We start from the raw sequence: 23,730 nt of genomic DNA, 5'->3' as shown, positions 1-23,730 counted from the left end.
CAAGATAACTTAACCAAAAGCCCAAACTGTTTTACGGATAAGCAATATAAGCATAAGCCGAGTGGTTGTGGATAGACTCGAAGTTTTCGCTTTCCACCACAAAACCGCACACGCGGCCGTCGGCGATCAGGCGGGTGGCGACATCGCGCACCATATCTTCCACAAATTTCGGGTTTTCATACGCCTGCTCGGTAACATATTTCTCGTCGGGGCGTTTGAGCAAACCGTAAAGCTGGCAGGAAGCCTGCGATTCCACACAGTCGATTACCTCTTCGATGCCGACTTCGCTGCTGCATGTGAGCGTTACCGTAACGTGCGAGCGTTGGTTGTGCGCGCCGTATTGGGAAATTTCTTTAGAACACGGGCAAAGGCTGGTTACCGGCACCAGCACTTTCAAAGTATGGCTGTATTCGCCGTCTTTCACTTCGCCGGTGATCGTTACATCATAATCGAGCAGCGATTGGATGCCGGAAATCGGCGCAGTTTTTTTGCGGAAAAAAGGAAACGACACGCTGATTTTGCCCGAATGCGAATCCAACAGCGACACCATTTCTTCAACCAGCTGCTTCAAACGGTCGAAACTCAACGCTTCGGTTTGACGCTCCATCAACGCCACAAAGCGCGACATATGCGTGCCTTTTTGGTCGGCGGGCAGATAGACCGTCATGGTCAGGCGGGCAACGGTGGCCTGCGTGCCTTCGGCGGTGTTGAGGGTAATGGGGAAACGTAAGTCTTTGATACCGACTTGGTTAATCGGCAGATTGCGTAAATCTCGGGTGGACTGCACGTCTGCAATAGCGTTCATGCTGTTAAATTCCTTACATGCTAATCGGGCTGGGAAGCCCTATGTGTGTGCTGCGGCTCAAAATACAAGGCCGCTACTTTTATAAAATCCAACTGCTTCAAACTGATGCCTGAAGCTGCGGGCGGCGTGGCCGAACGCCATACACAGGCCGTCTGAAACCGTTTTTTCAGACGGCCTTCACAGCCTTTCGGCTGGCAAACCGTCTGTTGAAAATGCGAGATTATATCACTTAGCCCCCTGCCGGGCATTGATTGTTTCTATTTTTCGGATAGTGATAAAATTCCCCATCTTTTTATCTGCTTACCCAACACCATCCGAAAGAGCCAACCATGAAATTCGCCACCGAAGCCATCCACAGCAGCTACGATCCCGACGACCACAACCGCGCGATTATGCCGCCGATTTATCAAAACAGTATGTTTCAGATGAAAGAAATCGGCGAACAAATCCCCTTCCGTTATGCCCGCTTGAGCAACCCCACCCGCGAAGTGCTGGAAAACACCGTGGCCGCGCTAGAACACGGCGCGGCGGGCTTCGCATTCGGCAGCGGCATGGCCGGCATCGACTGCGTGTACCGCACTTTTCTGCGCCCGGGCGACACCATCGTAGCCGTCAGCGATATTTACGGCGGCAGCTACGACCTGCTGACGGAAGTGTATGCCGAATGGGGCGTGAACGTCGTGTTTGCAGACTTGGCCGACCCCGCCAACCTCGACCGCGCGCTGGCCGAACACGCCAACGTCAAAATGGTATGGCTGGAAACCCCGTCCAACCCCCTGCTGCGCTTGGTGGATATTCAAACTCTGGCCACAAAAGCCAAAGCCGCCGGAGCCTTGCTCGGCATCGACAACACCTTTGCCACGCCCTATCTGCAAAATCCGCTCGATATGGGCTGCGACATCGTGTTCCACTCCGCCACCAAATACCTGTGCGGCCATTCAGACGTATTAATGGGCGTGGTGGTGGTTAAAACCGAAGAATTGGCACGGCTGATGCGTAAAACCATGGTCAACACCGGCGGCGTGGCGGGGCCGATGGATTGCGCGCTGGTGCTGCGCGGCATCAAAACGCTGGCACTGCGTATGCGCCAACATTGCGAAAACGCTTTGGAGCTGGCCAAACGGCTGGAACAACACCCCGCCATCGAAAAAGTGTTTTACCCCGGCCTGTCCTCCCACGAACATCACGAACTGGCGAAAAAACAGATGCGCGGCTTCGGCGGCGTGGTTACGGTTTGGCTGAAAAACGACAGCAAAGAAGCCGCCAACAGCGTGATTAAAAACATGAAACTGGTTCAGATGGCCTCCAGCCTCGGCGGCGTGGAAAGCTTGGTAAACCACTGCTATTCGCAATCGCACAGCGGCGTGCCACACGACATCAAAACCGCCGCCGGCATCAAAATCGGCCTGTTGCGCTTCTCCGTGGGTGTAGAAGATATCGACGATATTTGGGCAGACATCTCCGCCGCGTTGGATACCACGGTTTAATAACCTGCCGATCTGTATAAAACTTCGCATATACATATACATGTAAAGATTGAGGCCGTCTGAAAGGCAAAGGCAACTCGATTGTAATTACCGAGTATAATCTTGAAGTTATAAAAACCGCTGATTATATTGTCGACTTGGGACTGGGAGGAGGCAATGGCGGGGAGAGAATTATTGCCAAGGGTAGTCCGGAGGAAGTGATTGAAGTTGAGGTGAGTTATACGGGGAAGTATTTGGAAGATGTTTTGAAATTAAGTTAAGGATATTTTGATATGAAAAAAATCCAACAATTACAAACTGGCTATATTGATGCTAAAAATTATAGCCAACGAGATCATAAAGAGTTTTTTAATCAAATTTTTGTCAAAGGAGACTTATTAGATAGTTTATGCAAATCAAATGTATCTTTTTTAATTGGGGAAAAAGGAACAGGAAAAACAGCTTATGCAACTTACTTGAGCAATAATGAATATAAAAATATTCGAGCTACTACAAAATTTATTAAAGCTACAGACTATTCTAAGTTTCTGAAATTAAAACAAGATAAACATTTACAATTGTCAAATTTTGAAGACATTTGGAAAGTTATTATTTATCTTTTAATTTCTCGTCAAATTAGAGATATTGAAAAGTCTATGTTTAATTCTTATAAATTTAAAACATTGAATGAATGCATAGACAAATATTATTTAGATGCTTTTAAACCTGAAATATTACAAGCAATTAATGTAGTAGAGGATTCAAAAGGTTTTGCTGAATTAATGTGCAAAGATTATGCTAAAGCTGGAATAGAATCTTCTAAAGAACTATCTTTTACTGAACAAAAATTCAACTTAAATTTAAACTACATACAAAGAAAATTTGAAGAAGCTCTTAGCCAGTTAAAATTAGATAAAAACCATATCCTTTTTATTGATGGAGTTGATATACGTCCAGATGAAATTCCCTTTATTGAATATCAAGAATGCATTAAAGGTTTGGCTAATGCAATTTGGTGGCTAAATACTGAGTTTTTTTCAAATATCAGAGATAGTAAAGGAAGGATTAGAGTTGTATTATTAATTCGCCCTGATATTTTTAACTCATTACGTTTACATAATGCAAATGCAAAATTATCTGATAATTCAGTATTTTTAGATTGGAGAACTGATTATAAAGATTTTCGAACTTCACGAATTTTCTCAATCTTCGATCATTTTCTTCGTGTGCAGCAATCAACAGATAAAGATCTGAGCATGGGGCAATCATGGGATTATTATTTTCAATGGCAAGCAAATAATTTACATGATCCAACTTTGTATCAGCAGAATACATCATTTATTTCTTTTTTAAGGAATTCATATTATCGTCCTAGAGATATATTAAAAATGATAGGACTATTGAAAGGAAACAGTACTAGCATTGATTTTTTTCAAGAGAGTGATTTTTTGGATTCTAGGTTTCAAAGAAATTATTCTAATTACCTACTTGGAGAAATTAAAGATCATTTATTATTTTATTATAGCGAAGATGACTATAATAATTTCTTAAAATTCTTTGAGTTTTTAAATGGAAGTACTGAGTTTTCTTATGATAATTATGAAAAATCCTTCAATAAATTAATAGAATATTTAGAATCTACTTCTATTCAAAAACCACAATTTATGACTAGCTCTAATGAGTTCTTGCAATTTTTGTTTGATTTAAATGTTATTTCCTATATTGAAGAAACATCTGACCAAAAAAAGCATATACATTGGTGTTTTAAAGATAGAGAGTATGCAAATATTTCACCCAAAGTGAAAACGGGGTTAACTTATCAAGTTTTCTATGGATTAACAAAAGCTTTAAATTTGGGAAAAACTTTTAAAGATAATCGATAACAACAGCAAGCCGTAGCCTGCATAAAATCTAAACCCCATGTGTAGAGTGTGTGCGGTACGCACGCACGCGTTGTTCAGGCTTCTGCTCCCATGCCGTCTGAAACGGGCATAGCGGTTCAAACAAAGCCTAAATCCGAATCCTTATTCCTTCGCCAAACGGCCATTCTCCATACGCCAAATTTCATCGGCGAGGCTGTCGGCATCGGCTTGGTCGTGGGTAATCAAAATCATGGGTACGCCGCTTTTTTGCTGCAATTGCAGCAGTTCGGTGCGGGTGTGCCGGCGCAAACCGGTGTCGAGCGCGGAAAAGGGTTCGTCGAGCAGCAGCAGTTTGGGGCGGGTAATCAAGGTGCGTGCCAATGCGGTGCGCTGTTTTTGGCCGCCTGAAATATGGTGCGGATAATGATAGGCAACGGCTTCAAGTTGCAATAGCTCCAGCCAATACTGTACGTTTTCAGACGGCCTTTTCGGCGGATTTAACCATCCGCGCTTCAAACCGAACGCGATGTTTTGCGCCACCGTCAGATGCGGAAACAGCGCGTAATCCTGAAACATCAACCCTGCCCTGCGTTCGCGCGCGGGCGTATAAACGCGGTTGTCGAACCACGTTTCGCCGTTTACCCTGATATGGCCTGCATCGGGCTTGAGCAAACCGGCAATCATTTGAAGGGTAAGGCTTTTTCCCGAACCCGACGCGCCGATTAACACCAGCTTTTGTGCATCCGATTGCAAGCGCACGTCCAAGTCAAACGACGGTAGTTTTTTGCGGATTTCGATGTCAAACAGCATCATTTCCTCCCGTCGCGCGCGCGGGCGAGATGGCCGACACTCAGCAAAATCACGATGCACACCGCCGAAATCAAAACCACCAAGCTGTTTGCCAGCGCATCGTCTCCGGCCTGAACGGCTTCATACACGGCAATCGACAGCGTTTGCGTTTGGCCGGGAATGCTGCCCGCAATCATCAACGTGGCACCGAATTCGCCCAAAGCGCGGGCAAACGCCAGCAGCACGCCGGCGAGAATCCCGCGCCACGCCAAAGGCAGGCTCACGCGGAAAAACACAGCGGCACCATGCAAACCCGAAATCCGCGCGGCCTGCTCAAGCTGCGGGTTCACGCTTTCAAACGCAGCGCGCGCGGGCTTGAACACCAAAGGAAACGTAACCACCGTCGCGGCAATCACCGCCCCCTGCCAAGTGAAAATCAGATTAATGTTGAACGTGTCTTTCAGCCAGCCGCCCAACGCGCTATTCCGCCCCAGCAGCACCAGCAGGTAGTAGCCCAACACGGTCGGCGGCATCACCATCGGCAGGGTCAGCACGGTATCGAGCAGGTTGCGCCCGATAAAACGGCTGTGCGCCAAAGCATAGCCCATGGCAGTGCCGAGGACGATGTTCAGCAAAGTGGCCAGCCCGGCTACTTTTAGAGACAGCAATAAGGTTACGGATACGGCTTCAGGCATGATTGGCGGAGTTCCTTTGGTGTGTCGCCGGAGTATTCAAACAGATGTAACACAACACAATATCAAGGCCGTCTGAAAAACTTTTCAGACGGCCTTTGGCATTTCGACTTAAGGTTTCTTAAAGCCGTAACGGTTCAACACCGCTTGGCCTTGCGCCGACAACACATATTGCACGAAACGCTTGGCTTCGGCCTGCGCCGCGCTTTGTTTGGCGACGGCAATCGGATAAGACACGGGTTTGTCGGTCGGCACTTGTTTCAAGACTTTCACTTTGTCTTTCATTAAAACCGCATCGGTGTTGTACACAAAACCGACGTCCACTTCGCCGCGCGCTACATAATCGAGCGACTGGCGCACATGTTGGGTGTTGATAATCTTAGGTTGCAGCGTTTGCCATACGCCGGCCTTTTCCAACGCGGCTTTGGAGTAACGCCCTACCGGCACGCTGGCGGGATTGCTGACGGCAATGCGCTCGAAGCGGCTGTGGGTGAGATCTTTCAGGCTGTTCACGCTTAATTTGCCGGCAACAGGCGCGGCGATGACCAAAGAATTTTTGGCAAAATTGCGGCGGGAACTCACGTCGATTACGCCTTCTTTATCGGCTTTATCCATAGTTTCCTGATCGGCAAAGGCCAACACGTCCACCGGCGCGCCCTGCAACACCTGCTGGAGCAGCGTGCCCGAACCGGCGGTGTTCAGTTTGATTTTGCTTTGCGGATATTGCTTTTCATATTGTGCGGCAATGTCTTTAAACGCATTGCTCAGGCTGGCGGCGGCGGAAACGGTGATTTCTTCGGCCGAAGCGAAAGGGGCGGCAACTGCCAACGAAGCGGCAATCAGGCAATGGTGCAGTTTCATTAATTTCTCACTTTCTTGTGTGTTTGCAAACTTAATCGTCAGAACGGCTTATCCATTCCGTATATCGCGGCATTATAATCCATTCCGCTTACCACAACGCCTGCTTATTTAGTATTAATTATGTCGGATTAATGCCGTCAGTTTTCCTGCGTACAAGGCTGCACCAATACCCACGGCGCCACCACGACGGCCCACATTTCCTGATTGTCGGCAAGGAAGCGGCGCGCCTGCTCTTCGGTTACCAAACCGAACAAGCCGTTTTGCATCAATTTGCCTAATACTTCGGCATTATCGTCGGCCATCATGCGGGCGGTGCCGATGAGGTCGAGTTCGGCACTCACATACACCGCTGCGCCGCGGGCAAAATGCGGTTGGAGTTCCTGCCATGAAATGCGGGCGGTTTCGAGATTGAGTTTGTCGTTGAGCAAATGGTCGGACATCTTCTGTTTTCCATCAAGATAATGAAGGCGGTATTGTAGCCGATGGCAGCCCGGGCGGGCAGACTGCCCTGCCTTTTTCAGACGGCCCCGCGCATCTCACTGTTTTACAATAATAATGTTATACAGTATCATGCAACGTTTTTCAGTTTTTCAGACGGCCTCGTTGGGCTTTTGCAAGGCTTAAGGCCGTCTGAACCATTTGGCACAACACATGAATTCGATTTTACTGACCGGCCTCTTTCAGCGCCTGCTGCTTGCCCTCGCGGCACTTGCGCTGTTGTGGGGCGTTTATTTTTGGGCCACGGCAGCATGAGTATCGAGCTAAACAACCTAACCGTAAGCTACCGCCGCCGCCCTGCCGTGCACCATCTCGACGCCGAGTTTGCCGACGGCTGCATGTGCGCGGTTTTCGGCCCCAACGGTGCGGGCAAATCCACGCTGCTCAAGGCTGTGATGGGGCTGCTCAAAACCGACACCGGCACGATACGCATGCACGGTTTGGAACGAAAAGACATCGCCTATCTGCCGCAGCAGTCCGACGTTGACCGCAGCCAGCCCATCAGCGTTTTCGAGCTGACAGCCATGGGCTTGTGGTATGAAATCGGCTTTTTCGGGCGCGTGAACGCACAGCAGCGCGAGCGGGTGATGCAGGCTTTGGAACGTGTGGACATGGCCGGTTTCGCCCACCGCCAGATTGCCGCTTTGTCCAACGGCCAGTTCCAGCGCGTATTGTTTGCGCGCATGTTGGCTCAAAATGCGAAATTTTTGCTGCTCGATGAGCCGTTTAACGCCGTGGATGCGAAAACCACTTACGCCCTGCTCGACGTTTTGCGCGGCTGCCACGGCGACGGCCAGTCGATTGTGGCGGTGCTGCACGATTACGAGCAAGTGCGGGCGTATTTTCCCGAAACGCTGCTGGTTGCCCGCCGCAAAATCATGCAGGGCGCAACCGAAACGGTACTTACCGACGCTTACCTGCAAGAAGCCAACGCCGCCATGCAGCAGCACGAATCGGAAGAATGGTGCGAAAGTGTGTAAGGGCTTAAACGCCCCTCTGCGCCTTATGATTCAGACGGCCTGATGATTGAGGCCGTCTGAAAAAACGCCCTGTCCTGTTTATCTGCCGTTTGAAACTTTCAGACGGCCTCCAAGTAGAAACATGAATATTTACGAACTGTTAATCGCCCCCTTTGCCGAGTTTGACTTTATGCGCTACGCCCTCGCCTCGGTCGTCTGCCTTGCCTTGAGCGCCGCGCCAGTGGGCGTGTTTTTGGTGATGCGCCGCATGAGCCTGATCGGCGACGCCCTCAGCCACGCGGTTTTGCCCGGCGCCGCCGTCGGCTATATGCTGGCCGGCCTCAGTATGCCCGCCATGAGTGCGGGCGGTTTTGCCGCCGGTATGCTGATGGCGCTGCTGGCGGGGCTGGTGAGCCGTTTTACCAGCCTGAAAGAAGACGCCAACTTCGCCGCGTTTTACCTCAGCAGCTTGGCCATCGGCGTGATATTGGTCAGCAAAAACGGCAGCAGCGTCGATTTGCTGCACTTGCTGTTCGGCTCCGTGCTCGCCGTGGACTTGCCCGCGCTGCAACTGATTGCCGCGTCCGCCAGCCTTACCATCGTCGCGCTGGCCGTGATTTACCGCCCGTTGGTTTTAGAAAGCATAGACCCGCTGTTTTTGCAGGCCGTCAACGGCAAAGGCGGCTTTTGGCATATTTTGTTTTTGGTGCTGGTGGTGATGAATTTGGTGGCCGGTTTTCAGGCATTGGGTACGCTGATGTCGGTAGGTTTGATGATGCTGCCGGCGATTTCCGCCCGCCTGTGGGCGAAAAACATGGGCATGCTGCTTCTGCTCTCTGTGTTGGCCGCGCTGGCCTGCGGCTTCGGCGGGCTGTTGTTTTCCTATCACGTCGAAATCCCGTCCGGCCCTGCGATTATTTTGTGGTGCGGCGCGCTGTATGTGTTTTCCGTCGTGTTCGGCTGGGAAGGCGGCATCCTGCCCAAGTGGCTGCGTCACAAAAAACACCGCCGCGCTTGATATCGGAACTTTTCAGACGGCCTCTTTTCCAAATACCCGGCCGTCTGAAAAAATTTTTTTATTTCGTCAGAATTGTTACGTTATAGCAAAGGAATCATTATGAAACATTGGAAAACCGGCATCATCGCCGCACTCGTTTCCGGCAGCCTCTACGCCGCCCCCCTGCCCGTTGTGACCAGCTTCAGCATTTTGGGCGACGTCACCAAACAAGTCGGCGGCGAGCGCGTGAGCGTACAGAATTTAGTGGGCGCCAACCAAGATTCCCACGCCTACCACATGACCAGCGGCGACATCAAAAAAATCCGCGATGCCAAACTGGTGCTGCTCAACGGCCTCGGCTTGGAAGGCGGTGACGTACAACGCGCCGTCAAACAAAGCAAAGTACCCTACGCCGAAGCCACCGCCGGCATCAAACCCCTGAAAGCTCCCGAAGGCGGACACCATCATCACGACCACGGCCATGATCACGGCCATCACCACCACGACCACGGCGAATTCGACCCGCACGTCTGGACTGACCCCGTGCTGATGCAAACCTACGCCCAAAACGTCGCCAATGCCCTGATTAAAGCCGACCCGCAAGGCAAAGCCTACTATCAGCAGCGTTTGAACGCCTATCAAAACGAGCTGAAAAAACTCCACGCCGACGCGCAAAAATCGTTCGCCGCCATCCCGCAGGCGCAGCGTAAAGTGCTGACCGGCCACGACGCATTTTCCTACATGGGCAAACGCTACAACATCCAATTCACCGCCCCGCAAGGCGTAAGCACCTCGGCCGAACCGTCCGCCAAACAAGTTGCCTCCATCATCCGCCAAATCAAGCGCGAAGGCATTAAAGCCGTGTTTGCCGAAAACATCAAAGACGACCGCATGGTTGAGCGCATTGCCAAAGAAACCGGCGTGAAAGTGAGCGGCAAACTGTATTCCGACGCCTTGGGCAACGCACCCGCCAACACCTACATCGGCATGTACCGCTACAACGTGCGCGTGTTGACCGATGCCATGAAATAAAGCGTTTCCTTAAACACACACCGATACGGGGCCGTCTGAAAACCAGCAAAGCTGGTTTTCAGACGGCCCCGAACCATCATAAAAGTTCCTTTGCACCACCGGCGGCAAACAACCCAAATTGCCAACAATCCGCCCCTTTCGACAGCAATTTGAGCTAAAATACCGTTCCCCGAATTTCTGACCCGAAGGAACTCCCCATGTCCGCCATCAGCCTGAAAAAAATCTATTCCGGCAAAGTACGCGATCTTTATGAAATCGACGACAAACGCATGCTTATGGTCGCCTCCGACCGCCTCTCCGCCTTCGACGTAATCCTCGACGACCCCATTCCCGGCAAGGGCGAAATCCTAACCCGCATTTCCAATTTCTGGTTCGACAAACTCGCCCACATCATGCCCAACCACTTCACCGGCGATACCGTGTACGACGTATTGCCCGAAGCCGAAGCCAAAGCCTTGGAAAAACGCGCCGTCGTCGCCAAAAAGCTGACACCCGTTAAAGTCGAAGCCATCGTGCGCGGCTATCTGGCCGGCAGCGGCTGGAAGGATTATCAGAAAACCGGCACGGTATGCGGCATCAAACTGCCCGAAGGTTTGCAAGAAGCACAGCAACTGCCCGAAGTGATTTTTACCCCGTCCACCAAAGCAGCCGTCGGCGACCACGACGAAAACATCAGCTTTGAAGAGTGCGAAAACATCATCGGCAAAGAACTCGCCGCCGAAGTGCGCAGCAAAGCCATCCGGCTTTATACCGAAGCCGCCGAATACGCCAAAACCCGCGGCATCATCATTTGCGACACCAAATTCGAGTTCGGCTTGGATGAAAACGGCACACTGACCCTGATGGACGAAGTGCTGACCCCCGACTCAAGCCGCTTCTGGCCTGCCGACCAATACCAAGTCGGCACCAACCCGCCCTCTTTCGACAAACAGTTTGTGCGCGACTGGCTGGAGCAAAGCGGCTGGAACAAACAAGCCCCCGCCCCCAAAGTGCCTGCCGACGTGATCGAAAAAACGGTTGCAAAATATCAGGAAGCGTTGGATTTGCTGACGGCGGAAAAATAAACCGTAACGGCTGCCGCGAATGAGTGAGGCCGTCTGAAAGCAAACCCGTGAGCTTCGCCAAAACCTCTATACAAGTTTAGGAAAACGAACCGCACCAGTTCCGCAAAACACCTTCAGACGGCCTGCCTGATTCGCAGGGGCGGATTGCATATCCGCCCGTGTGCGGCTTACGGGAATGTGTGGGGAAAACCGCAACTGCTGCCGATAAAACGTGAGGCCGTCTGAAAAATTTTTCAGACGGCCTCACGTTTTTCAATCCGACAACGGCGCATATCATCACGGTTTTGCCGGAGCCACATTTATTCAAACGATTGATAAGGCTCGGCGCAGACCGCGATATTACCGTCTGCACCTTATCCGTATTACTGGTTCTGCTTAATCGCTTCTTCAAGCTGCGGCATCGGGCTGTAACCGTTTTGGCTCTTGCCGTTCGGGAACACAATCGCCGGCGTGCCGTGGAAGCCCAATTGCTCGCCTAAAGAGGTGGTTTCTTCCACCGGGTTGTCGCACACCTTCACTTGCGGCGGCATCTTGCCTTCGCGCATCCAAGCCGTCCACGCGGCGGTGCGGTTGGGTTGGCACCAAATCTGCTCGGCTTTACGCGCAGCGTCGGGGTGCAGGCTCGCCAGCGGCATCATGAAGCTGTAAATGGTTACATTGTCCATCTTGGCAAACTCGCGCTCCAAGCGTTTGCAGAACGGGCAGTCGGGGTCGGAAAAAACCGCCACTTTGAGTTTGCCGTTACCGCGCACTTCTTTAATCGCTTTGTCGAGCGGCAGGGAAGCGAAATCAACCGTATGCAGTGCGGCCATGCGCTCTTCGGTCAAATCGCGGCGCGCTTCCACATCCAGCAGGCTGCCTTGCAGAATGTATTTCGCCTTGCCGTCGGTATAGATAATCTGGTTGCCCGATACCACCACTTCATACAGGCCGTTGATCGGGGTGTTGTTGACGCTTTGTACTTTCAGCTTTTGGGAAGCGTAAGCTTTTTCAAGGTTGGTCTTGATTTCCGAAGCGGCGTTCTGGGGCGCAGGCTCGCTTTTTTCCGCAGCAGAAGGCGTCTGCCCGCAGGCCGCCAGCGGCAGCATAAACGGCAGCATCATATATATCAGCTTTTTTTTCATAGTCTTTCCGTATGTCTTCAAGCGGCCGTCTGAATATTTCAGACGGCCTGTTGGGTGATGGAAGCGGGCATTGTACCAAACTCTCGTTTCAATACCGTTAAATCATGTTTTCGCACCGAAAGAATGATTGTTTTGCACGATAAAGTGATATTTTTGCACCATACCTGCGGTGGGCGTTGGCGGTTTTGCCACACTTGGCGCACCGCCTGCTTCATGCCACAATGCAGCCATCTCCGAGGAGCCTCATCATGACCCCTATTCTCGCTTTCGATATTGAAACCGTGCCCGACGTAAAAGGCATACGCACGCTTTACGATATGCCTGCCGACGTATCCGATGCCGATGTGGTAACGTTTGCCCAACAAAAACGCCGCGCCCAAACCGGCAGCGACTTTATGCAGCACCACCTGCATCAGGTCGTGGCCATTTCATGCTGCATGCGCTGGGGGCAAGACAAAATCCACGTCGGCACCATAGGCGAAGTCAGCGGCGACGAAGAAACCATGATCGCCAAATTTTTCGACCTTATCGAAACCCACACGCCGCAATTGGTCAGCTGGAACGGCGGCGGCTTCGACCTGCCCGTGCTGCACTACCGCGCCCTCATCCACGGTATCCCCGCCGCCCGCTATTGGGACACCGGCGAAGGCGATTTCGGCGACAGCCGCGATTTCAAATGGAACAACTACATCAGCCGCTACCACAGCCGCCACTGCGACCTGATGGATCTGCTCGCCCTCTACCAACCCCGCGCCAGCGTACCGCTCGACGACATGGCCAAGCTGTGCGGCTTCCCCGGCAAACTGGGCATGGACGGCAGCAAAGTGTGGGAAGCCTACCATTCAGGCCGTCTGAAAGACATCCGCGACTATTGCGAAACCGATGCCGCCAACACCTATTTAATGTATCTGCGCTTCCGCATGATGAGCGGCGCACTGGATGCAGACGAATACGAAATGGAAATCAAACGCCTGCACAACTACTTAAAATCACAAGCCGCAGAAAAAGCGCACTGGTCGGAATTTTGCGCGGCTTGGAAATAAATCGTGCCGTATGCGGATTTAATTAAACATGCGGGAAGAAACAGCCGGCAATGTAAGCATCATCTAACTGCTGCTTAGCCGTATCAAAACCGGAGGCCGTCTGAATATATTTTCAGACGGCCTCCAATGCTTCAATCTGCCGTTTACTGCTTTTGAGCCAACCGGTCAAACAATCCGCCGTCGGCAAAATATTTCTTCATAATCTCTTCCCAAGAGCCGAACACTTGGTTGGGGCTGAAGGTTTCCATTTCGGGAAATTCCGACTTGTGTTTTGCCAACACAGCGGGATTGCTCGGCCGCATATAGAATTTGGCGGCAAGCTCTTGGGCGGGTTCGCTCCACAAGTATTTCAGATACTCTTCGGCGGCAGCCTGCGAGCCTTTTTTGCCCGCCACGCTGTCCACCACGGCCACGGGGCTTTCCGAGAGAATGGTGTAGCTCGGATACACGATTTCAAATTGGCCGGGTGCGAGGTTGCGGCTGACGTGGTTGGCTTCGTTTTCAAAAGTGACCAACACATCGCCGATATTGCGCTGGGTAAAGGTTGTGGTTGCCGCTCTGCCGCCGTTTTCTAAAACAGGCGTGTTTTTGAGCAGCTTGCCGGTAAATTCTTTGGCTTTGGCTTCATCACCGTTGTTTGTTTTCAAGGCATAACCGAACGCGCCGAGAAAGGCGTAGCGGCCGTTACCGCTGGTTTTCGGATTGGCCAACACGATTTGCAGATTGTCTTTGGCTAAATCCGCCCAATCGCGAATCTGCTTGGGATTGCCTTTGCGCACGAGAAACACGGTCGTGCCGGTAAAAGGCACGGCGTTATCAGGCAAACGGGTGCGCCACTCGGCTTTAACCAAACCTTTTTTCTCCAGCAGTTCGATGTCGGATGTCTGGTTCATGGTCGCCACATCGGCCTGCAAACCGTTCGCTACTGCCAACGCCTGTTTGCTGGAGCCGCCGTGCGACTGCTGGATGCTGATTTCCGCGCCCGGATTTTGGGCCTGATACGCCTTGATAAATAACGGGTTGTATTCTTTATAGAAATCGCGTGCCACGTCATAAGACACGTTCAAAAGCTTGATGCTTCCCGAACTTACAGCAGCACTGCCGTCTGAAGACGCGGCAACCTGTGTGCTTTGTTCTTCGGCTTTGGGCGAGCACGCCGACAAAGCCAATACTGCGCCGAACAAAGCGGCAAACGATAAAGGGCGTTGTGCAATCATCATCCATTCCTCACATAGATAAATAAGAATGGCCCCACTCTACACAGGCCGTCTGAAAAAGTGAAAGAATGCTTGGTTTTATCGTCATAACGGTTTGGTTATATAGCGAAACACCGCACCAGCCCGCACAAGATGTTTATCCGCTTGAAGCCACGGCTTTTGGGCTTAGCCACCGTATGGCGTACAATACGCAAGCGCGCATACGATGCGGCATCCTGCCATCTTTACAGAAACGCGGTAAACCCAATGAATGACCTGATTGTGTTCAACAAACCCTACGGGGTAATCTGCCAGTTTTCGGCGCACGAAAAACACACCGGCTTGAAAGACTATATAGAAGCACCCGCATTTTATCCGGCGGGGCGGCTGGACACCGACAGCGAAGGGCTGCTCCTGCTCACCAACGACGGCCGTCTGCAAGCCCAAATCGCCGAGCCCAAGCACGGCAAAAAGAAAACCTACTGGGCGCAAGTCGAAGGCAGCCCCGACGAAGCAAAATTAAACCTGTTGCGCAACGGCGTGGACTTGGGCGACTTCGTTACCCGCCCCGCCCAAGTGCGCGTGTTGGACGCCGGCGAAACCGACCGCTTGTGGCCGCGCAACCCGCCCATCAGAGAGCGCAAAACCGTGCCCGATTTTTGGTTGGAAATCACCATCAGCGAAGGCAAAAACCGCCAAGTGCGCCGAATGACGGCCAAAGCAGGCTATCCCTGCCTGCGTTTGGTGCGGATTGCGGTAGGCCGTCTGAATATCTTTTCGCTTGATTTGGCGCCCGGCGAATGGCGTTTCAGCGCTAGCAAGCCTTAAAGAAGCCTTAAAGATTAGTTCAGGCCGTCTGAAAAATCACCACAACACTTCAGCGGCCTGTTTCAGCAATCCATAAGCCAGATAAAACATCATCAGCGCAATCAGGCTCTCCAATATCTGCCAAACACGCTCGCGCCTAAACAAAGGAATCAGCAGCCGCGCCCCATAGCCCAAGCTCACAAACCACACGGCAGACACCGTTAACGCACCGATTAAAAACCATACCTTATCATGATGGTTGAGCGAAGCCGCGCTGCCGCCGATCAACATCACCGTATCAATATAAACGTGCGGATTCAGCAAAGTCAGTGCCAGCGTAGCAGCCGCCACTTTGAGCGCAGAACGATTGCCGTCCGGCTCCGCACTCACCGAAAGATGCCCGCCGCCCTGCCACGCCCGTTTGGCATTCATCATCCCGTAACACAACAAAAACACCCCGCCCGCCAAAGCCAGCCACGCGGCACCCGCGGAATGCCCCGACAGCAGCGCGGAAATACCGAATACACCGCAGCTCATCAACACCACATCACACAGCCAGCACAAAAACACCACAACGCCGATATGCCGTTTCAACAGCCCCTGCTTCAACACAAAAGCATTCTGCGCACCAATGGCAATAATCAGGCCGCCCGTGATCATCAGCCCGTTGAAAAAAGCATTCATCATGTTAAGAAATCCACCCAAAAAGGAAAAACGATTATCGCGTACATACTCTGGTTTTGCCACGCAAGATTTTTCAGACGGCCTCTACCGGCTTAAACATACATCCCGTCATTTTTAAGCTGCCCAAGCTTCATTTCCAAACAAACCGGGCAGACAGTGTTGTGGATTTACCCCACCCTAAAACTTTCGTTTTCATACCAACCGTCGTACCAATCGACCGCACATTCTCCGCCCGTCTTCACATACAGCACCGATGCCACCGTTTGCATCGAGAAAACCGAAAAAACGAATAAAAAATAAAGGCAAACAAAACAAAGCATTAAAACAAAACCATCAGCATATGTTTTTACGCCGATAATTTTTATTTATGTCAATTTTGAACAATCATTACTTAATTAATGAATTTTAATAAATTATTTTCTTTTAAATCATAAAGTTAATTAAACAACACCCCACATTGTAAAGTAATGTATTGCAATAGATTTAATCTATGCTATTCTGCCCCCAGTGCTGCATATTGATCAAACATATTGCGGTTCACTTTACACACTTCAGGATATAAAAAAGCAGCCTTCTGTTTGATATATCCGATTTTTCAAAGAAGAAACTTAAAATTGCAAGGAGGGAACAATCATGTCCAATGAAAAGCATGACGCTACGGGCTATTGGAAAGCGAACGTCCGACTCATTTTCACTTGTCTGATTGTTTGGGCTATCTGTTCATACGGCTTTGCTATCTGGCTCCGGCCGTTGCTCGCCAGCATTCAAGTAGGCGGTTCCGATTTGGGCTTCTGGTTTGCCCAACAAGGTTCCATTTTGACCTTCATCGCCATCATTTTCTTTTATTCGTGGAGAATGAATAAGATCGATGCAGAGTTTGGCGTTCACGAGGAGTAAGACTATGAGCCAATTTGTCATTAACCTGATTTTCGTGGGCGCATCATTTGCCCTGTATTTCGGTATCGCCATTTGGGCGCGTGCCGGCTCCACGAAAGAATTCTATGTAGCAGGCGGCGGCGTGCATCCCGTACTCAACGGCATGGCAACCGCGGCAGACTGGATGAGTGCCGCATCATTCATCTCTATGGCCGGCCTGCTGGCCATGAACGGATACGGCGCCTCCGCCTACCTGATGGGCTGGACCGGCGGCTATGTATTGCTGGCTTTGCTGCTTGCCCCCTATCTGCGCAAATTCGGTAAATTTACCGTGCCCGACTTCATCGGCGACCGCTTTTACAGCCGCACGGCCCGTTTGGTTGCCGTAGCGTGTTTGATCATCGCATCAACCACTTACGTTATCGGCCAAATGACCGGCGCCGGTGTAGCCTTCTCCCGCTTCTTGGAAGTAAGCAACACCACCGGCCTGCTGATCGCCGCAGTCGTGGTACTCTTCTACGCCGTATTGGGCGGCATGAAAGGTATTACCTACACCCAAGTGGCGCAATATGTGGTGCTGATTATTGCCTACACCATTCCGGCCGTATTCATTTCGTTTAACCTGACCGGCAACCCGATTCCCGCCATCGGCCTCTTCGGCACCGATACGGCTTCAGGTATGCCGCTGCTGCAAAAACTGGATATGCTGGTTACCGACTTGGGCTTTAAAGCGTACACCGCCGACGTGCCCAACAAGCTGAACATGTTCCTGTTTACCTTGTCGTTGATGATCGGTACCGCCGGCCTGCCGCACGTCATCATCCGCTTCTTTACCGTACCCAAAGTATCTGATGCACGTTCTTCTGCAGGTTGGGCTTTGGTGTTCATCGCGCTGCTGTACACCACCGCACCCGCAGTAGGTTCGATGGCCCGCATCAACCTGATCAACACCGTGTATCCGAACGGCTCCGAGCAACAGGCTTTGAACTACGAAGCCCGCCCGGAATGGATGAAAAACTGGGAAACCACCGGCTTGCTGAAGTTTGAAGACAAAAACGGCGACGGCAACATCCAATACTACAACGACAAGTCTAAAGAATTTGAAGCCACCGCTGCCGAACGCGGCTGGAAAGGCAACGAGCTGACGGTAAACAACGACATTCTGGTACTGGCCAACCCTGAAATTGCCAACCTGCCAAGCTGGGTAATCGGCTTGATCGCAGCAGGCGGTTTGGCGGCAGCCCTCTCTACCGCAGCAGGTTTGTTGTTGGCCATCTCTTCAGCCGTATCGCACGACTTGATTAAGAAAACATTGAAACCCGATATTTCCGAAAAAGGCGAATTGATGGCAGCCCGTGTATCCATGACTTTGGCTATCGTTGTCGCTACTTGGTTGGGCATCAACCCTCCCGGATTCGCAGCACAAGTTGTAGCACTCGCATTCGGTATCGCCGCCGCTTCCATCTTCCCCGCTTTGATGATGGGTATCTTCTCCAAACGCATCAACAGCGCAGGCGCGACGGCAGGTATGTTGGCAGGTTTGATTTCCACCTGTGTGTACATCTTCCTGTACATGGGCTGGTTCTTCATCCCCGGCACCAACACCTTCGAGAATGTTGAAGCCAACTGGTTGTTCGGTATTTCACCCTTATCATTCGGTGCGGTAGGCGCGATGATCAACTTCGCAGTAGCCTTCATTGTCTCTGCCGCAGGTAAGGCTCCGCCGCAAGATGTACAGGATTTGGTAGAAAGCGTGCGTTATCCGCGCGGCGCCGGCCAAGCAGTTGACCACTAAATCTTGTTGAATTTGGGCTTCCTTCGGGAAGCCCGAAATTTTACAATACCCGCCTTGTTTACCCGACAACAATACGGTAACAAACCTTAGCCGCAGAAGCATCCTATTCACGACTTAACGGCGGCTATGCGGGCTGTATCACCATCACTTCAGAGGAACACGCCATGATTTGGGAATGGATCGCCACTTTATTTGCCGGGCTGGGCGCAGCAGGCATCGTACTCGGCTTGAAATTGATCTTTAAAAAAATGCCGAAATGGGCGGTTCCCGCCAGCGCAGGCTTAGGCATGATATTGTTTCAGGTGTATAGCGAATACACTTGGTACAACCACACCCGCTCCCTGCTTCCCGCAGGAACGGAAGTTGTAGCCGAAATTGCGGATACCGCTTTTTACAAGCCGTGGAGTTATATCAAACCCCAAGTATTGAAATTCGTTGCCGTGGATACCGCCAAAACCCTGCCCGTGAACGGCGACAACCGAATCATTCAGGCCAACCTATATTTCTTCGAACGGCGCATGAGTGCCAACACTTGGCCGGTACTGATAGACTGCGATAAAAAATTGCAGGCCAACGTGAAAAACACAGAAAACGGCATCCCCCAGCCCGACAGCTGGAACAAAACGCCTTATACGGAAAACATTGCCGCAGCGGTGTGCAAATAACGCACGATAGCCCGAACGGGCAGAAAAACAAGCCGTAGAAACCGCGAAACAGAAGAGCAAATCTTTCAATAAACCCGAAAAGTTTTCTCTTCTGTTTCGTTTTATTTTGGATTCGGATTGAGAAAGCAAACTTCAACTTCAATTGCCTTCCCTCAAATCAAGAGGCCGTCTGAAAACCTGTTTTCAGACGGCCTCTTGATCATTCGACGCTTATTTGCGCTCAACTTGGCTCACATCGCGCACCGCGCCGGTGTCCGCGGAAGTGGTCATGGCCGCGTAAGCACGCAAGGCGGCGGAAACGTGGCGGTCGCGGTTTTCGGGCTTCCACGCTTTGGCTCCGCGCGCTTCCATTTCGCTGCGACGCGCGGCCAATTCTTCATCGGAAACGGCCAAACGGATGCTGCGGTTGGGGATGTCGATTTCGATGGTGTCGCCCTCTTTCACCAAACCGATGGCACCGCCTTCTGCCGCTTCGGGCGAAACGTGGCCGATGCTCAAGCCGGAGGTGCCGCCTGAAAAACGGCCGTCGGTGAGCAAGGCGCATGCTTTGCCCAAACCTTTGGATTTCAGGTAGCTGGTGGGATACAGCATTTCCTGCATGCCCGGGCCGCCTTTCGGGCCTTCGTAGCGGATAATCACAATATCGCCGGCGACGATTTGGTTATCCAAAATACCCGCCACCGCGGAATCTTGGCTTTCAAACACGCGCGCGCGGCCGGTGAATTTGAGAATGCTGTCGTCCACACCGGCGGTTTTCACCACGCAACCGCGCTCGGCGATGTTGCCGAACAGCACCGCCAAGCCGCCGTCTTGCGAATAAGCGTGCGCTTTGCTGCGGATACAGCCGTTTTCGCGGTCGAGGTCGAGCGAAGGCCATTGTCGGTTTTGCGAAAAGGCTTCGGTAGTGCGCACGCCGCCCGGTGCGGCTTTATAACGCTGATGTGCGGTTTCGTTGGCGGGGTTGGTGATGTCCCATTTCGCCAGCGCATCTTTCAAGGTTTTTTCGTGAACGGTGGAAACATCGGTTTTCAGGCAGCCGGCGCGGTCGAGTTCGGCCAGAATGCCCATCACGCCGCCTGCGCGGTGTACATCTTCCATGTGGTATTTCTGCGTGGCGGGCGCGACTTTACACAAACACGGCACTTGGCGGCTGATGCGGTCGATGTCGGCCATTTTGAAATCCACTTGCGCTTCGCTGGCGGCGGCCAACAGATGCAGCACGGTGTTGGTGGAGCCGCCCATCGCCACGTCCAAACTCATGGCGTTTTCAAACGCAGCTTTGGTGGCGATGCTGCGCGGCAATACGCTCTCGTCGTCTTGCTCGTAATAGCGTTTGGTGATTTCCACAATCAGACGGCCTGCTTCCAAAAACAGTTCTTTACGGCCTGCGTGAGTGGCCAGCAGAGAGCCGTTGCCCGGCAGCGACAAGCCCAAGGCTTCGGTGAGGCAGTTCATCGAGTTGGCGGTAAACATGCCGGAGCAGGAACCGCAGGTCGGGCAGGCGGAGCGTTCTACCGCCGCTACTTCTTCGTCGGAGACTTCATCGTTGGCGGCATCCACCATTGCGTCCACCAAATCCAGCTTGCGGGTATCGGTGATGTTGGCCACGCCGATGACTTTGCCCGCTTCCATCGGGCCGCCTGAAACAAATACGGTGGGAATGTTCAGGCGCATGGCGGCCATCAGCATGCCCGGGGTGATTTTGTCGCAGTTGGAAATGCACACCAGCGCGTCGGCGCAATGCGCGTTGACCATGTATTCCACCGAATCGGCAATCAAATCGCGGCTGGGCAGGCTGTACAGCATACCGCTGTGGCCCATGGCAATGCCGTCGTCCACCGCGATGGTGTTGAATTCTTTGGCCAAACCGCCTGCTTTTTCGATTTCGCGCGCCACGAGTTGACCCATATTGTGCAGATGCACATGGCCGGGTACGAACTGGGTGAACGAGTTGGCAATGGCGATAATCGGTTTGCCGAAATCTTCGTCGGCCACGCCGGTGGCACGCCATAAAGCGCGCGCACCGGCCATATTGCGGCCGTGGGTGGAGGTTTTGGAGCGGTAAGCTGGCATGGTGTGTTCCTTTGTATGGAATATTCGGGAAGTTTGTGTATCGTCGGCCGTCTGAATGTTTCAGACGGCCTCAATCTTTATTCATGAAGCTGCGGCAGGCTTGAAACGCGCTTGATTCCGAAACGGGCGCACGCTCGTTCAAAGCAAATTTGCCGTATAAAAACAGGCGCGTATTTTATACCAGTTAAGGCCGTCTGAACACGCTGCGGCTGCATTTCCAAACGCTGCCGCCGGTCTCTTTTGCCCAAAGCCTGCGCCGCCCGTTTTTAGCGTTTTCAGACGGCCTCAACTAGATAACACTTTAACATTCATTCTTTCCAAATGTATAACATTTCTTGACATATCCTAAATTACCAAACAATATTAACGGTTTCCAATACGGAGAACACAATATGTCGCAACAATCACATCATCATGACCCCTATGCGGGATACCGCGAGCTAACCCTTCGCGGTATGGTTTTAGGCGCGTTGATTACGGTGATTTTTACCGCATCCAACGTTTATCTCGGCTTGAAAGTCGGCCTCACTTTTGCTTCCTCGATTCCTGCCGCCGTGATTTCCATGGCGATTTTGAAATTCGCCAAAGGCAGCAACATCTTGGAAAACAATATGGTGCAGACCCAAGCGTCTGCCGCGGGCACGCTTTCCACCATCATCTTCGTGCTGCCCGGCTTACTGATGGCGGGCTACTGGAACGGCTTTCCCTTTTGGCAAACGTCGCTGCTGTGCATGGCGGGCGGTATTTTGGGCGTGATTTTCACGATTCCGCTGCGTTACGCCATGGTAGTGAAAAGCGATCTGCCCTATCCCGAAGGCGTGGCGGCGGCTGAAATTTTGAAAGTCGGCAGCAGCGAGCATGACGGCCAAAAAGAAAACGGCAACAAAGACAGCGGCATCGGCGAAATTGCCGCCGGCGGCGTTTTGGCCGGGCTGTTGAGCTTCGCCAGCAACGGCTTGCGCGTAACGGCCGACCACGCCAGCTACTGGTTTAAATCGGGCAACGCCATCTTCCAACTGCCGATGGGCTTTTCACTGGCCTTGCTGGGCGCAGGCTATTTGGTCGGCATCACCGGCGGTATCGCCATTCTGGTGGGCATTTTCATCGCGTGGGGCGTGGCCGTACCTTATTTCTCGTCTGCCGTTCCCCAACCCGCCGATATGGAAATGGCGGCCTACGGTATGCAGCTTTGGAAAGAAAAAGTGCGCTTTATCGGCGCAGGCACCATCGGTATTGCAGCGATTTGGACGCTGATTACCCTGTTCAAACCGATGATGGAAGGCATGCGTTTATCGTTCCGTGCGTTTAGCGGCAAAGCCGAAGTTTCCACCCAACGCATCGAACAGGATTTATCGCCCAAGTCGATGATTTTGTGGACTTTAGGCATGATGGCGATTTTGGCGTTCAGCTTTTACCACTTTATCGAAGCCGCCAACATTCCCGCCGGTTTGGGCTGGCTGCTGGTTATCGTGTGCACCCTGCTCACGTCCGTCATCGGCTTCTTGGTGGCCGCCGCCTGCGGTTATATGGCCGGCTTGGTGGGTTCTTCCTCCAGCCCCATTTCCGGCATCGGCATCATTTCCATTCTGACCATTTCCATCGTTTTGCTGCTGATCGGCGAATCTTCAGGGCTGTTTGCCGATGAAGGCACGCGTCAGTTTATGCTGGCCTTAACGCTGTTCTGCGGCTCGGCCGTGATTTCGGTAGCGTCGATTTCCAACGACAACCTGCAAGATTTGAAAACCGGCTATCTGGTGCAGGCGACGCCGTGGCGTCAGCAAGTGGCGCTGATTATCGGTTGTATCGTCGGCGCGGTAGTGATTGCTCCCGTTTTGGAAATCCTCTATCAGGCTTACGGCTTTACCGGTGCGATGCCGCGCGAAGGCATGGACGCTTCGCAAGCCCTCGCCGCTCCGCAGGCAACCTTGATGACCACCATCGCACAAGGTATTTTCGCCCACAACCTGCAATGGACCTACATCTTCACCGGCGTGGCCATCGGCGTGGCGCTGATTATCGTGGATTTGGTGCTGAAGAAAAGCTCGGCCTCCAAACTCAGCCTGCCGGTATTGGCCGTGGGCATGGGCATTTACCTGCCGCCTTCCATCAACATGCCCATCATCATCGGCGCCGTGTTGGCGGCGGTATTGAAAAACATCGTCCGCAAACGCTATCCGAACGACACGGAAAGCCGCCTGAAAAAAACCGAACGCGCCGGCACGCTGTTTGCCGCCGGTTTGATTGTCGGCGAAAGCCTGATCGGCGTAATTATGGCCTTTATCATTGCCGCCTCCGTAACCGGCGGCGGCTCGGACGCCCCGCTCGCGCTCAACCTCGACAACTGGAGCGGCATCGCCTCATGGCTGGGCTTGGCCGCCTTTATCACGGGCATGCTGATTTTCGCCAAACGGGTTTTAAAATCAGTCCGCAATTAAGCATCAC

General features: G+C 52.2%; 23 protein-coding genes and 1 pseudogene. 13 read left to right on the top strand and 11 right to left on the bottom strand.

Annotated features, from left to right (window positions below; translation table 11 throughout):
• Nucleotides 1-31: 31 nt before the first annotated feature.
• On the bottom strand, nucleotides 32-805 hold the full coding sequence (gene folE2 / locus LVJ85_RS04695) for a GTP cyclohydrolase FolE2 (protein WP_244741907.1): 774 nt from the start codon (nucleotides 803-805) through the stop codon (nucleotides 32-34).
• A 329-nt stretch (nucleotides 806-1,134) separates the two neighbouring features.
• Between folE2 and LVJ85_RS04690 the strand changes: the two genes are divergently transcribed.
• The 3 genes and pseudogenes from LVJ85_RS04690 (at nucleotide 1,135) to LVJ85_RS04685 (ending at nucleotide 4,154) form a co-directional block, all read left to right on the top strand.
• Nucleotides 1,135-2,292: a PLP-dependent aspartate aminotransferase family protein gene (locus LVJ85_RS04690; protein ID WP_244741905.1), complete on the top strand. Its 1,158-nt coding sequence runs from the start codon at nucleotides 1,135-1,137 to the stop codon at nucleotides 2,290-2,292.
• Nucleotides 2,293-2,345: 53 nt separating this feature from the next.
• A pseudogene (locus LVJ85_RS13430) lies at nucleotides 2,346-2,552 on the top strand (DNA helicase UvrA); the annotation flags it as partial.
• 12 nt (nucleotides 2,553-2,564) lie between these two features.
• Nucleotides 2,565-4,154, top strand: coding sequence for a P-loop ATPase, Sll1717 family (locus LVJ85_RS04685; protein WP_244741902.1), 1,590 nt, complete (start codon nucleotides 2,565-2,567; stop codon nucleotides 4,152-4,154).
• 141 nt (nucleotides 4,155-4,295) lie between these two features.
• On the opposite strand, the gene LVJ85_RS04680 is transcribed toward LVJ85_RS04685, so the two are convergent.
• The 4 genes from LVJ85_RS04680 to LVJ85_RS04665 form a co-directional block, all read right to left on the bottom strand.
• Nucleotides 4,296-4,943 carry an ABC transporter ATP-binding protein gene (locus LVJ85_RS04680; RefSeq protein WP_244743036.1) on the bottom strand — a complete coding sequence of 216 codons (648 nt, stop codon included), beginning with the start codon at nucleotides 4,941-4,943 and terminating at the stop codon, nucleotides 4,296-4,298.
• Nucleotides 4,943-5,617 (bottom strand): molybdate ABC transporter permease subunit, encoded by a 675-nt coding sequence (modB, locus tag LVJ85_RS04675; RefSeq protein WP_244741899.1) that lies wholly within the window; start codon nucleotides 5,615-5,617, stop codon nucleotides 4,943-4,945. The genes LVJ85_RS04680 and modB overlap by 1 nt, the downstream gene beginning before the upstream one ends.
• 108 nt (nucleotides 5,618-5,725) lie before the next feature.
• Nucleotides 5,726-6,475, bottom strand: coding sequence for a molybdate ABC transporter substrate-binding protein (modA, locus tag LVJ85_RS04670; RefSeq protein ID WP_244741896.1), 750 nt, complete (start codon nucleotides 6,473-6,475; stop codon nucleotides 5,726-5,728).
• 137 nt (nucleotides 6,476-6,612) lie between these two features.
• Nucleotides 6,613-6,915, bottom strand: coding sequence for a DUF2288 domain-containing protein (locus tag LVJ85_RS04665; RefSeq protein WP_244741893.1), 303 nt, complete (start codon nucleotides 6,913-6,915; stop codon nucleotides 6,613-6,615).
• Nucleotides 6,916-7,224: 309 nt separating this feature from the next.
• Between LVJ85_RS04665 and LVJ85_RS04660 the strand changes: the two genes are divergently transcribed.
• The 4 genes from LVJ85_RS04660 (at nucleotide 7,225) to LVJ85_RS04645 (ending at nucleotide 11,025) form a co-directional block, all read left to right on the top strand.
• Nucleotides 7,225-7,953, top strand: a complete 729-nt coding sequence (locus LVJ85_RS04660; RefSeq protein WP_244741890.1) for a metal ABC transporter ATP-binding protein — start codon at nucleotides 7,225-7,227, stop codon at nucleotides 7,951-7,953.
• Nucleotides 7,954-8,074: 121 nt separating this feature from the next.
• Nucleotides 8,075-8,950 carry a metal ABC transporter permease gene (locus LVJ85_RS04655; protein WP_244741887.1) on the top strand — a complete coding sequence of 292 codons (876 nt, stop codon included), beginning with the start codon at nucleotides 8,075-8,077 and terminating at the stop codon, nucleotides 8,948-8,950.
• 99 nt (nucleotides 8,951-9,049) lie between these two features.
• Complete coding sequence (locus LVJ85_RS04650) at nucleotides 9,050-9,961, top strand: metal ABC transporter solute-binding protein, Zn/Mn family (RefSeq protein ID WP_244741883.1); 912 nt, start codon at nucleotides 9,050-9,052, stop codon at nucleotides 9,959-9,961.
• A gap of 197 nt (nucleotides 9,962-10,158) precedes the next feature.
• Complete coding sequence (locus tag LVJ85_RS04645; protein ID WP_244741880.1) at nucleotides 10,159-11,025, top strand: phosphoribosylaminoimidazolesuccinocarboxamide synthase; 867 nt, start codon at nucleotides 10,159-10,161, stop codon at nucleotides 11,023-11,025.
• A 76-nt stretch (nucleotides 11,026-11,101) separates the two neighbouring features.
• On the opposite strand, the gene LVJ85_RS04640 is transcribed toward LVJ85_RS04645, so the two are convergent.
• The 3 genes from LVJ85_RS04640 to LVJ85_RS13340 all read right to left on the bottom strand — a co-directional run bounded on the left by LVJ85_RS04640 (nucleotide 11,102) and on the right by LVJ85_RS13340 (nucleotide 12,380).
• A complete protein-coding gene (locus tag LVJ85_RS04640) occupies nucleotides 11,102-11,305 on the bottom strand; it encodes a hypothetical protein (protein WP_244741877.1) in 204 nt (67 codons plus the stop codon).
• Between the two features lie 82 nt (nucleotides 11,306-11,387).
• Complete coding sequence (locus tag LVJ85_RS04635; protein ID WP_244741875.1) at nucleotides 11,388-12,149, bottom strand: DsbC family protein; 762 nt, start codon at nucleotides 12,147-12,149, stop codon at nucleotides 11,388-11,390.
• A gap of 102 nt (nucleotides 12,150-12,251) precedes the next feature.
• Complete coding sequence (locus LVJ85_RS13340; protein WP_255733850.1) at nucleotides 12,252-12,380, bottom strand: hypothetical protein; 129 nt, start codon at nucleotides 12,378-12,380, stop codon at nucleotides 12,252-12,254.
• A 17-nt stretch (nucleotides 12,381-12,397) separates the two neighbouring features.
• On the opposite strand from LVJ85_RS13340, the gene LVJ85_RS04630 reads away from it, so the two are divergent.
• Nucleotides 12,398-13,192 carry a 3'-5' exonuclease gene (locus tag LVJ85_RS04630; RefSeq protein ID WP_244741873.1) on the top strand — a complete coding sequence of 265 codons (795 nt, stop codon included), beginning with the start codon at nucleotides 12,398-12,400 and terminating at the stop codon, nucleotides 13,190-13,192.
• Between the two features lie 143 nt (nucleotides 13,193-13,335).
• Here LVJ85_RS04630 and LVJ85_RS04625 read toward each other — a convergent pair whose 3' ends face one another.
• Nucleotides 13,336-14,409: a sulfate ABC transporter substrate-binding protein gene (locus LVJ85_RS04625; protein WP_244743033.1), complete on the bottom strand. Its 1,074-nt coding sequence runs from the start codon at nucleotides 14,407-14,409 to the stop codon at nucleotides 13,336-13,338.
• Between the two features lie 246 nt (nucleotides 14,410-14,655).
• Between LVJ85_RS04625 and LVJ85_RS04620 the strand changes: the two genes are divergently transcribed.
• Nucleotides 14,656-15,216 carry a pseudouridine synthase gene (locus LVJ85_RS04620; protein WP_244741870.1) on the top strand — a complete coding sequence of 187 codons (561 nt, stop codon included), beginning with the start codon at nucleotides 14,656-14,658 and terminating at the stop codon, nucleotides 15,214-15,216.
• Between the two features lie 36 nt (nucleotides 15,217-15,252).
• Here the strand turns inward: LVJ85_RS04620 and LVJ85_RS04615 are convergent, their stop codons facing one another.
• Nucleotides 15,253-15,882, bottom strand: a complete 630-nt coding sequence (locus tag LVJ85_RS04615) for a LysE/ArgO family amino acid transporter (RefSeq protein ID WP_244741868.1) — start codon at nucleotides 15,880-15,882, stop codon at nucleotides 15,253-15,255.
• A 630-nt stretch (nucleotides 15,883-16,512) separates the two neighbouring features.
• Between LVJ85_RS04615 and LVJ85_RS04610 the strand changes: the two genes are divergently transcribed.
• The 3 genes from LVJ85_RS04610 to LVJ85_RS04600 all read left to right on the top strand — a co-directional run bounded on the left by LVJ85_RS04610 (nucleotide 16,513) and on the right by LVJ85_RS04600 (nucleotide 19,215).
• Entirely contained in the window at nucleotides 16,513-16,776 is a 264-nt protein-coding gene (locus tag LVJ85_RS04610) for a DUF4212 domain-containing protein (RefSeq protein WP_085363132.1), read from the top strand.
• 4 nt (nucleotides 16,777-16,780) lie between these two features.
• On the top strand, nucleotides 16,781-18,550 hold the full coding sequence (locus LVJ85_RS04605; protein WP_115133669.1) for a sodium:solute symporter family protein: 1,770 nt from the start codon (nucleotides 16,781-16,783) through the stop codon (nucleotides 18,548-18,550).
• A gap of 164 nt (nucleotides 18,551-18,714) precedes the next feature.
• Nucleotides 18,715-19,215: a hypothetical protein gene (locus LVJ85_RS04600; protein WP_244741865.1), complete on the top strand. Its 501-nt coding sequence runs from the start codon at nucleotides 18,715-18,717 to the stop codon at nucleotides 19,213-19,215.
• A 210-nt stretch (nucleotides 19,216-19,425) separates the two neighbouring features.
• On the opposite strand, the gene ilvD is transcribed toward LVJ85_RS04600, so the two are convergent.
• The gene (gene ilvD / locus LVJ85_RS04595) at nucleotides 19,426-21,288 is read right to left on the bottom strand and encodes a dihydroxy-acid dehydratase (protein ID WP_244741863.1); all 1,863 of its coding nucleotides are present in this window, start codon (nucleotides 21,286-21,288) and stop codon (nucleotides 19,426-19,428) included.
• A gap of 392 nt (nucleotides 21,289-21,680) precedes the next feature.
• On the opposite strand from ilvD, the gene LVJ85_RS04590 reads away from it, so the two are divergent.
• Entirely contained in the window at nucleotides 21,681-23,723 is a 2,043-nt protein-coding gene (locus tag LVJ85_RS04590) for an OPT family oligopeptide transporter (RefSeq protein ID WP_115133672.1), read from the top strand.
• Nucleotides 23,724-23,730 lie beyond the last annotated feature (7 nt).

This window comes from Neisseria sp. Dent CA1/247 (genome assembly GCF_022870825.1).
Classification (GTDB): Bacteria; Pseudomonadota; Gammaproteobacteria; order Burkholderiales; family Neisseriaceae; genus Neisseria; species Neisseria zoodegmatis.
Note: the sequence above shows the minus strand (reverse complement) of the source record. Positions and strands in the feature narration are given on the sequence as shown.

Coding starts and splice junctions, on each gene's coding strand:
- LVJ85_RS04625 (WP_244743033.1), bottom strand. CDS start 14,409: ATGATTGCACAACGCCCTTTATCGTTTGCCGCTTTGTTCGGCGCAGTA.
- LVJ85_RS04690 (WP_244741905.1), top strand. CDS start 1,135: ATGAAATTCGCCACCGAAGCCATCCACAGCAGCTACGATCCCGACGAC.
- LVJ85_RS04600 (WP_244741865.1), top strand. CDS start 18,715: ATGATTTGGGAATGGATCGCCACTTTATTTGCCGGGCTGGGCGCAGCA.
- LVJ85_RS04645 (WP_244741880.1), top strand. CDS start 10,159: ATGTCCGCCATCAGCCTGAAAAAAATCTATTCCGGCAAAGTACGCGAT.
- LVJ85_RS04655 (WP_244741887.1), top strand. CDS start 8,075: ATGAATATTTACGAACTGTTAATCGCCCCCTTTGCCGAGTTTGACTTT.
- LVJ85_RS04665 (WP_244741893.1), bottom strand. CDS start 6,915: ATGTCCGACCATTTGCTCAACGACAAACTCAATCTCGAAACCGCCCGC.
- LVJ85_RS04620 (WP_244741870.1), top strand. CDS start 14,656: ATGAATGACCTGATTGTGTTCAACAAACCCTACGGGGTAATCTGCCAG.
- LVJ85_RS04650 (WP_244741883.1), top strand. CDS start 9,050: ATGAAACATTGGAAAACCGGCATCATCGCCGCACTCGTTTCCGGCAGC.
- folE2 (WP_244741907.1), bottom strand. CDS start 805: ATGAACGCTATTGCAGACGTGCAGTCCACCCGAGATTTACGCAATCTG.
- LVJ85_RS04680 (WP_244743036.1), bottom strand. CDS start 4,943: ATGCTGTTTGACATCGAAATCCGCAAAAAACTACCGTCGTTTGACTTG.
- LVJ85_RS04630 (WP_244741873.1), top strand. CDS start 12,398: ATGACCCCTATTCTCGCTTTCGATATTGAAACCGTGCCCGACGTAAAA.
- ilvD (WP_244741863.1), bottom strand. CDS start 21,288: ATGCCAGCTTACCGCTCCAAAACCTCCACCCACGGCCGCAATATGGCC.
- LVJ85_RS04615 (WP_244741868.1), bottom strand. CDS start 15,882: ATGATGAATGCTTTTTTCAACGGGCTGATGATCACGGGCGGCCTGATT.
- modB (WP_244741899.1), bottom strand. CDS start 5,617: ATGCCTGAAGCCGTATCCGTAACCTTATTGCTGTCTCTAAAAGTAGCC.
- LVJ85_RS04610 (WP_085363132.1), top strand. CDS start 16,513: ATGTCCAATGAAAAGCATGACGCTACGGGCTATTGGAAAGCGAACGTC.
- LVJ85_RS04635 (WP_244741875.1), bottom strand. CDS start 12,149: ATGAAAAAAAAGCTGATATATATGATGCTGCCGTTTATGCTGCCGCTG.
- LVJ85_RS04590 (WP_115133672.1), top strand. CDS start 21,681: ATGTCGCAACAATCACATCATCATGACCCCTATGCGGGATACCGCGAG.
- LVJ85_RS04685 (WP_244741902.1), top strand. CDS start 2,565: ATGAAAAAAATCCAACAATTACAAACTGGCTATATTGATGCTAAAAAT.
- modA (WP_244741896.1), bottom strand. CDS start 6,475: ATGAAACTGCACCATTGCCTGATTGCCGCTTCGTTGGCAGTTGCCGCC.
- LVJ85_RS04605 (WP_115133669.1), top strand. CDS start 16,781: ATGAGCCAATTTGTCATTAACCTGATTTTCGTGGGCGCATCATTTGCC.
- LVJ85_RS13340 (WP_255733850.1), bottom strand. CDS start 12,380: ATGGCTGCATTGTGGCATGAAGCAGGCGGTGCGCCAAGTGTGGCAAAA.
- LVJ85_RS04660 (WP_244741890.1), top strand. CDS start 7,225: ATGAGTATCGAGCTAAACAACCTAACCGTAAGCTACCGCCGCCGCCCT.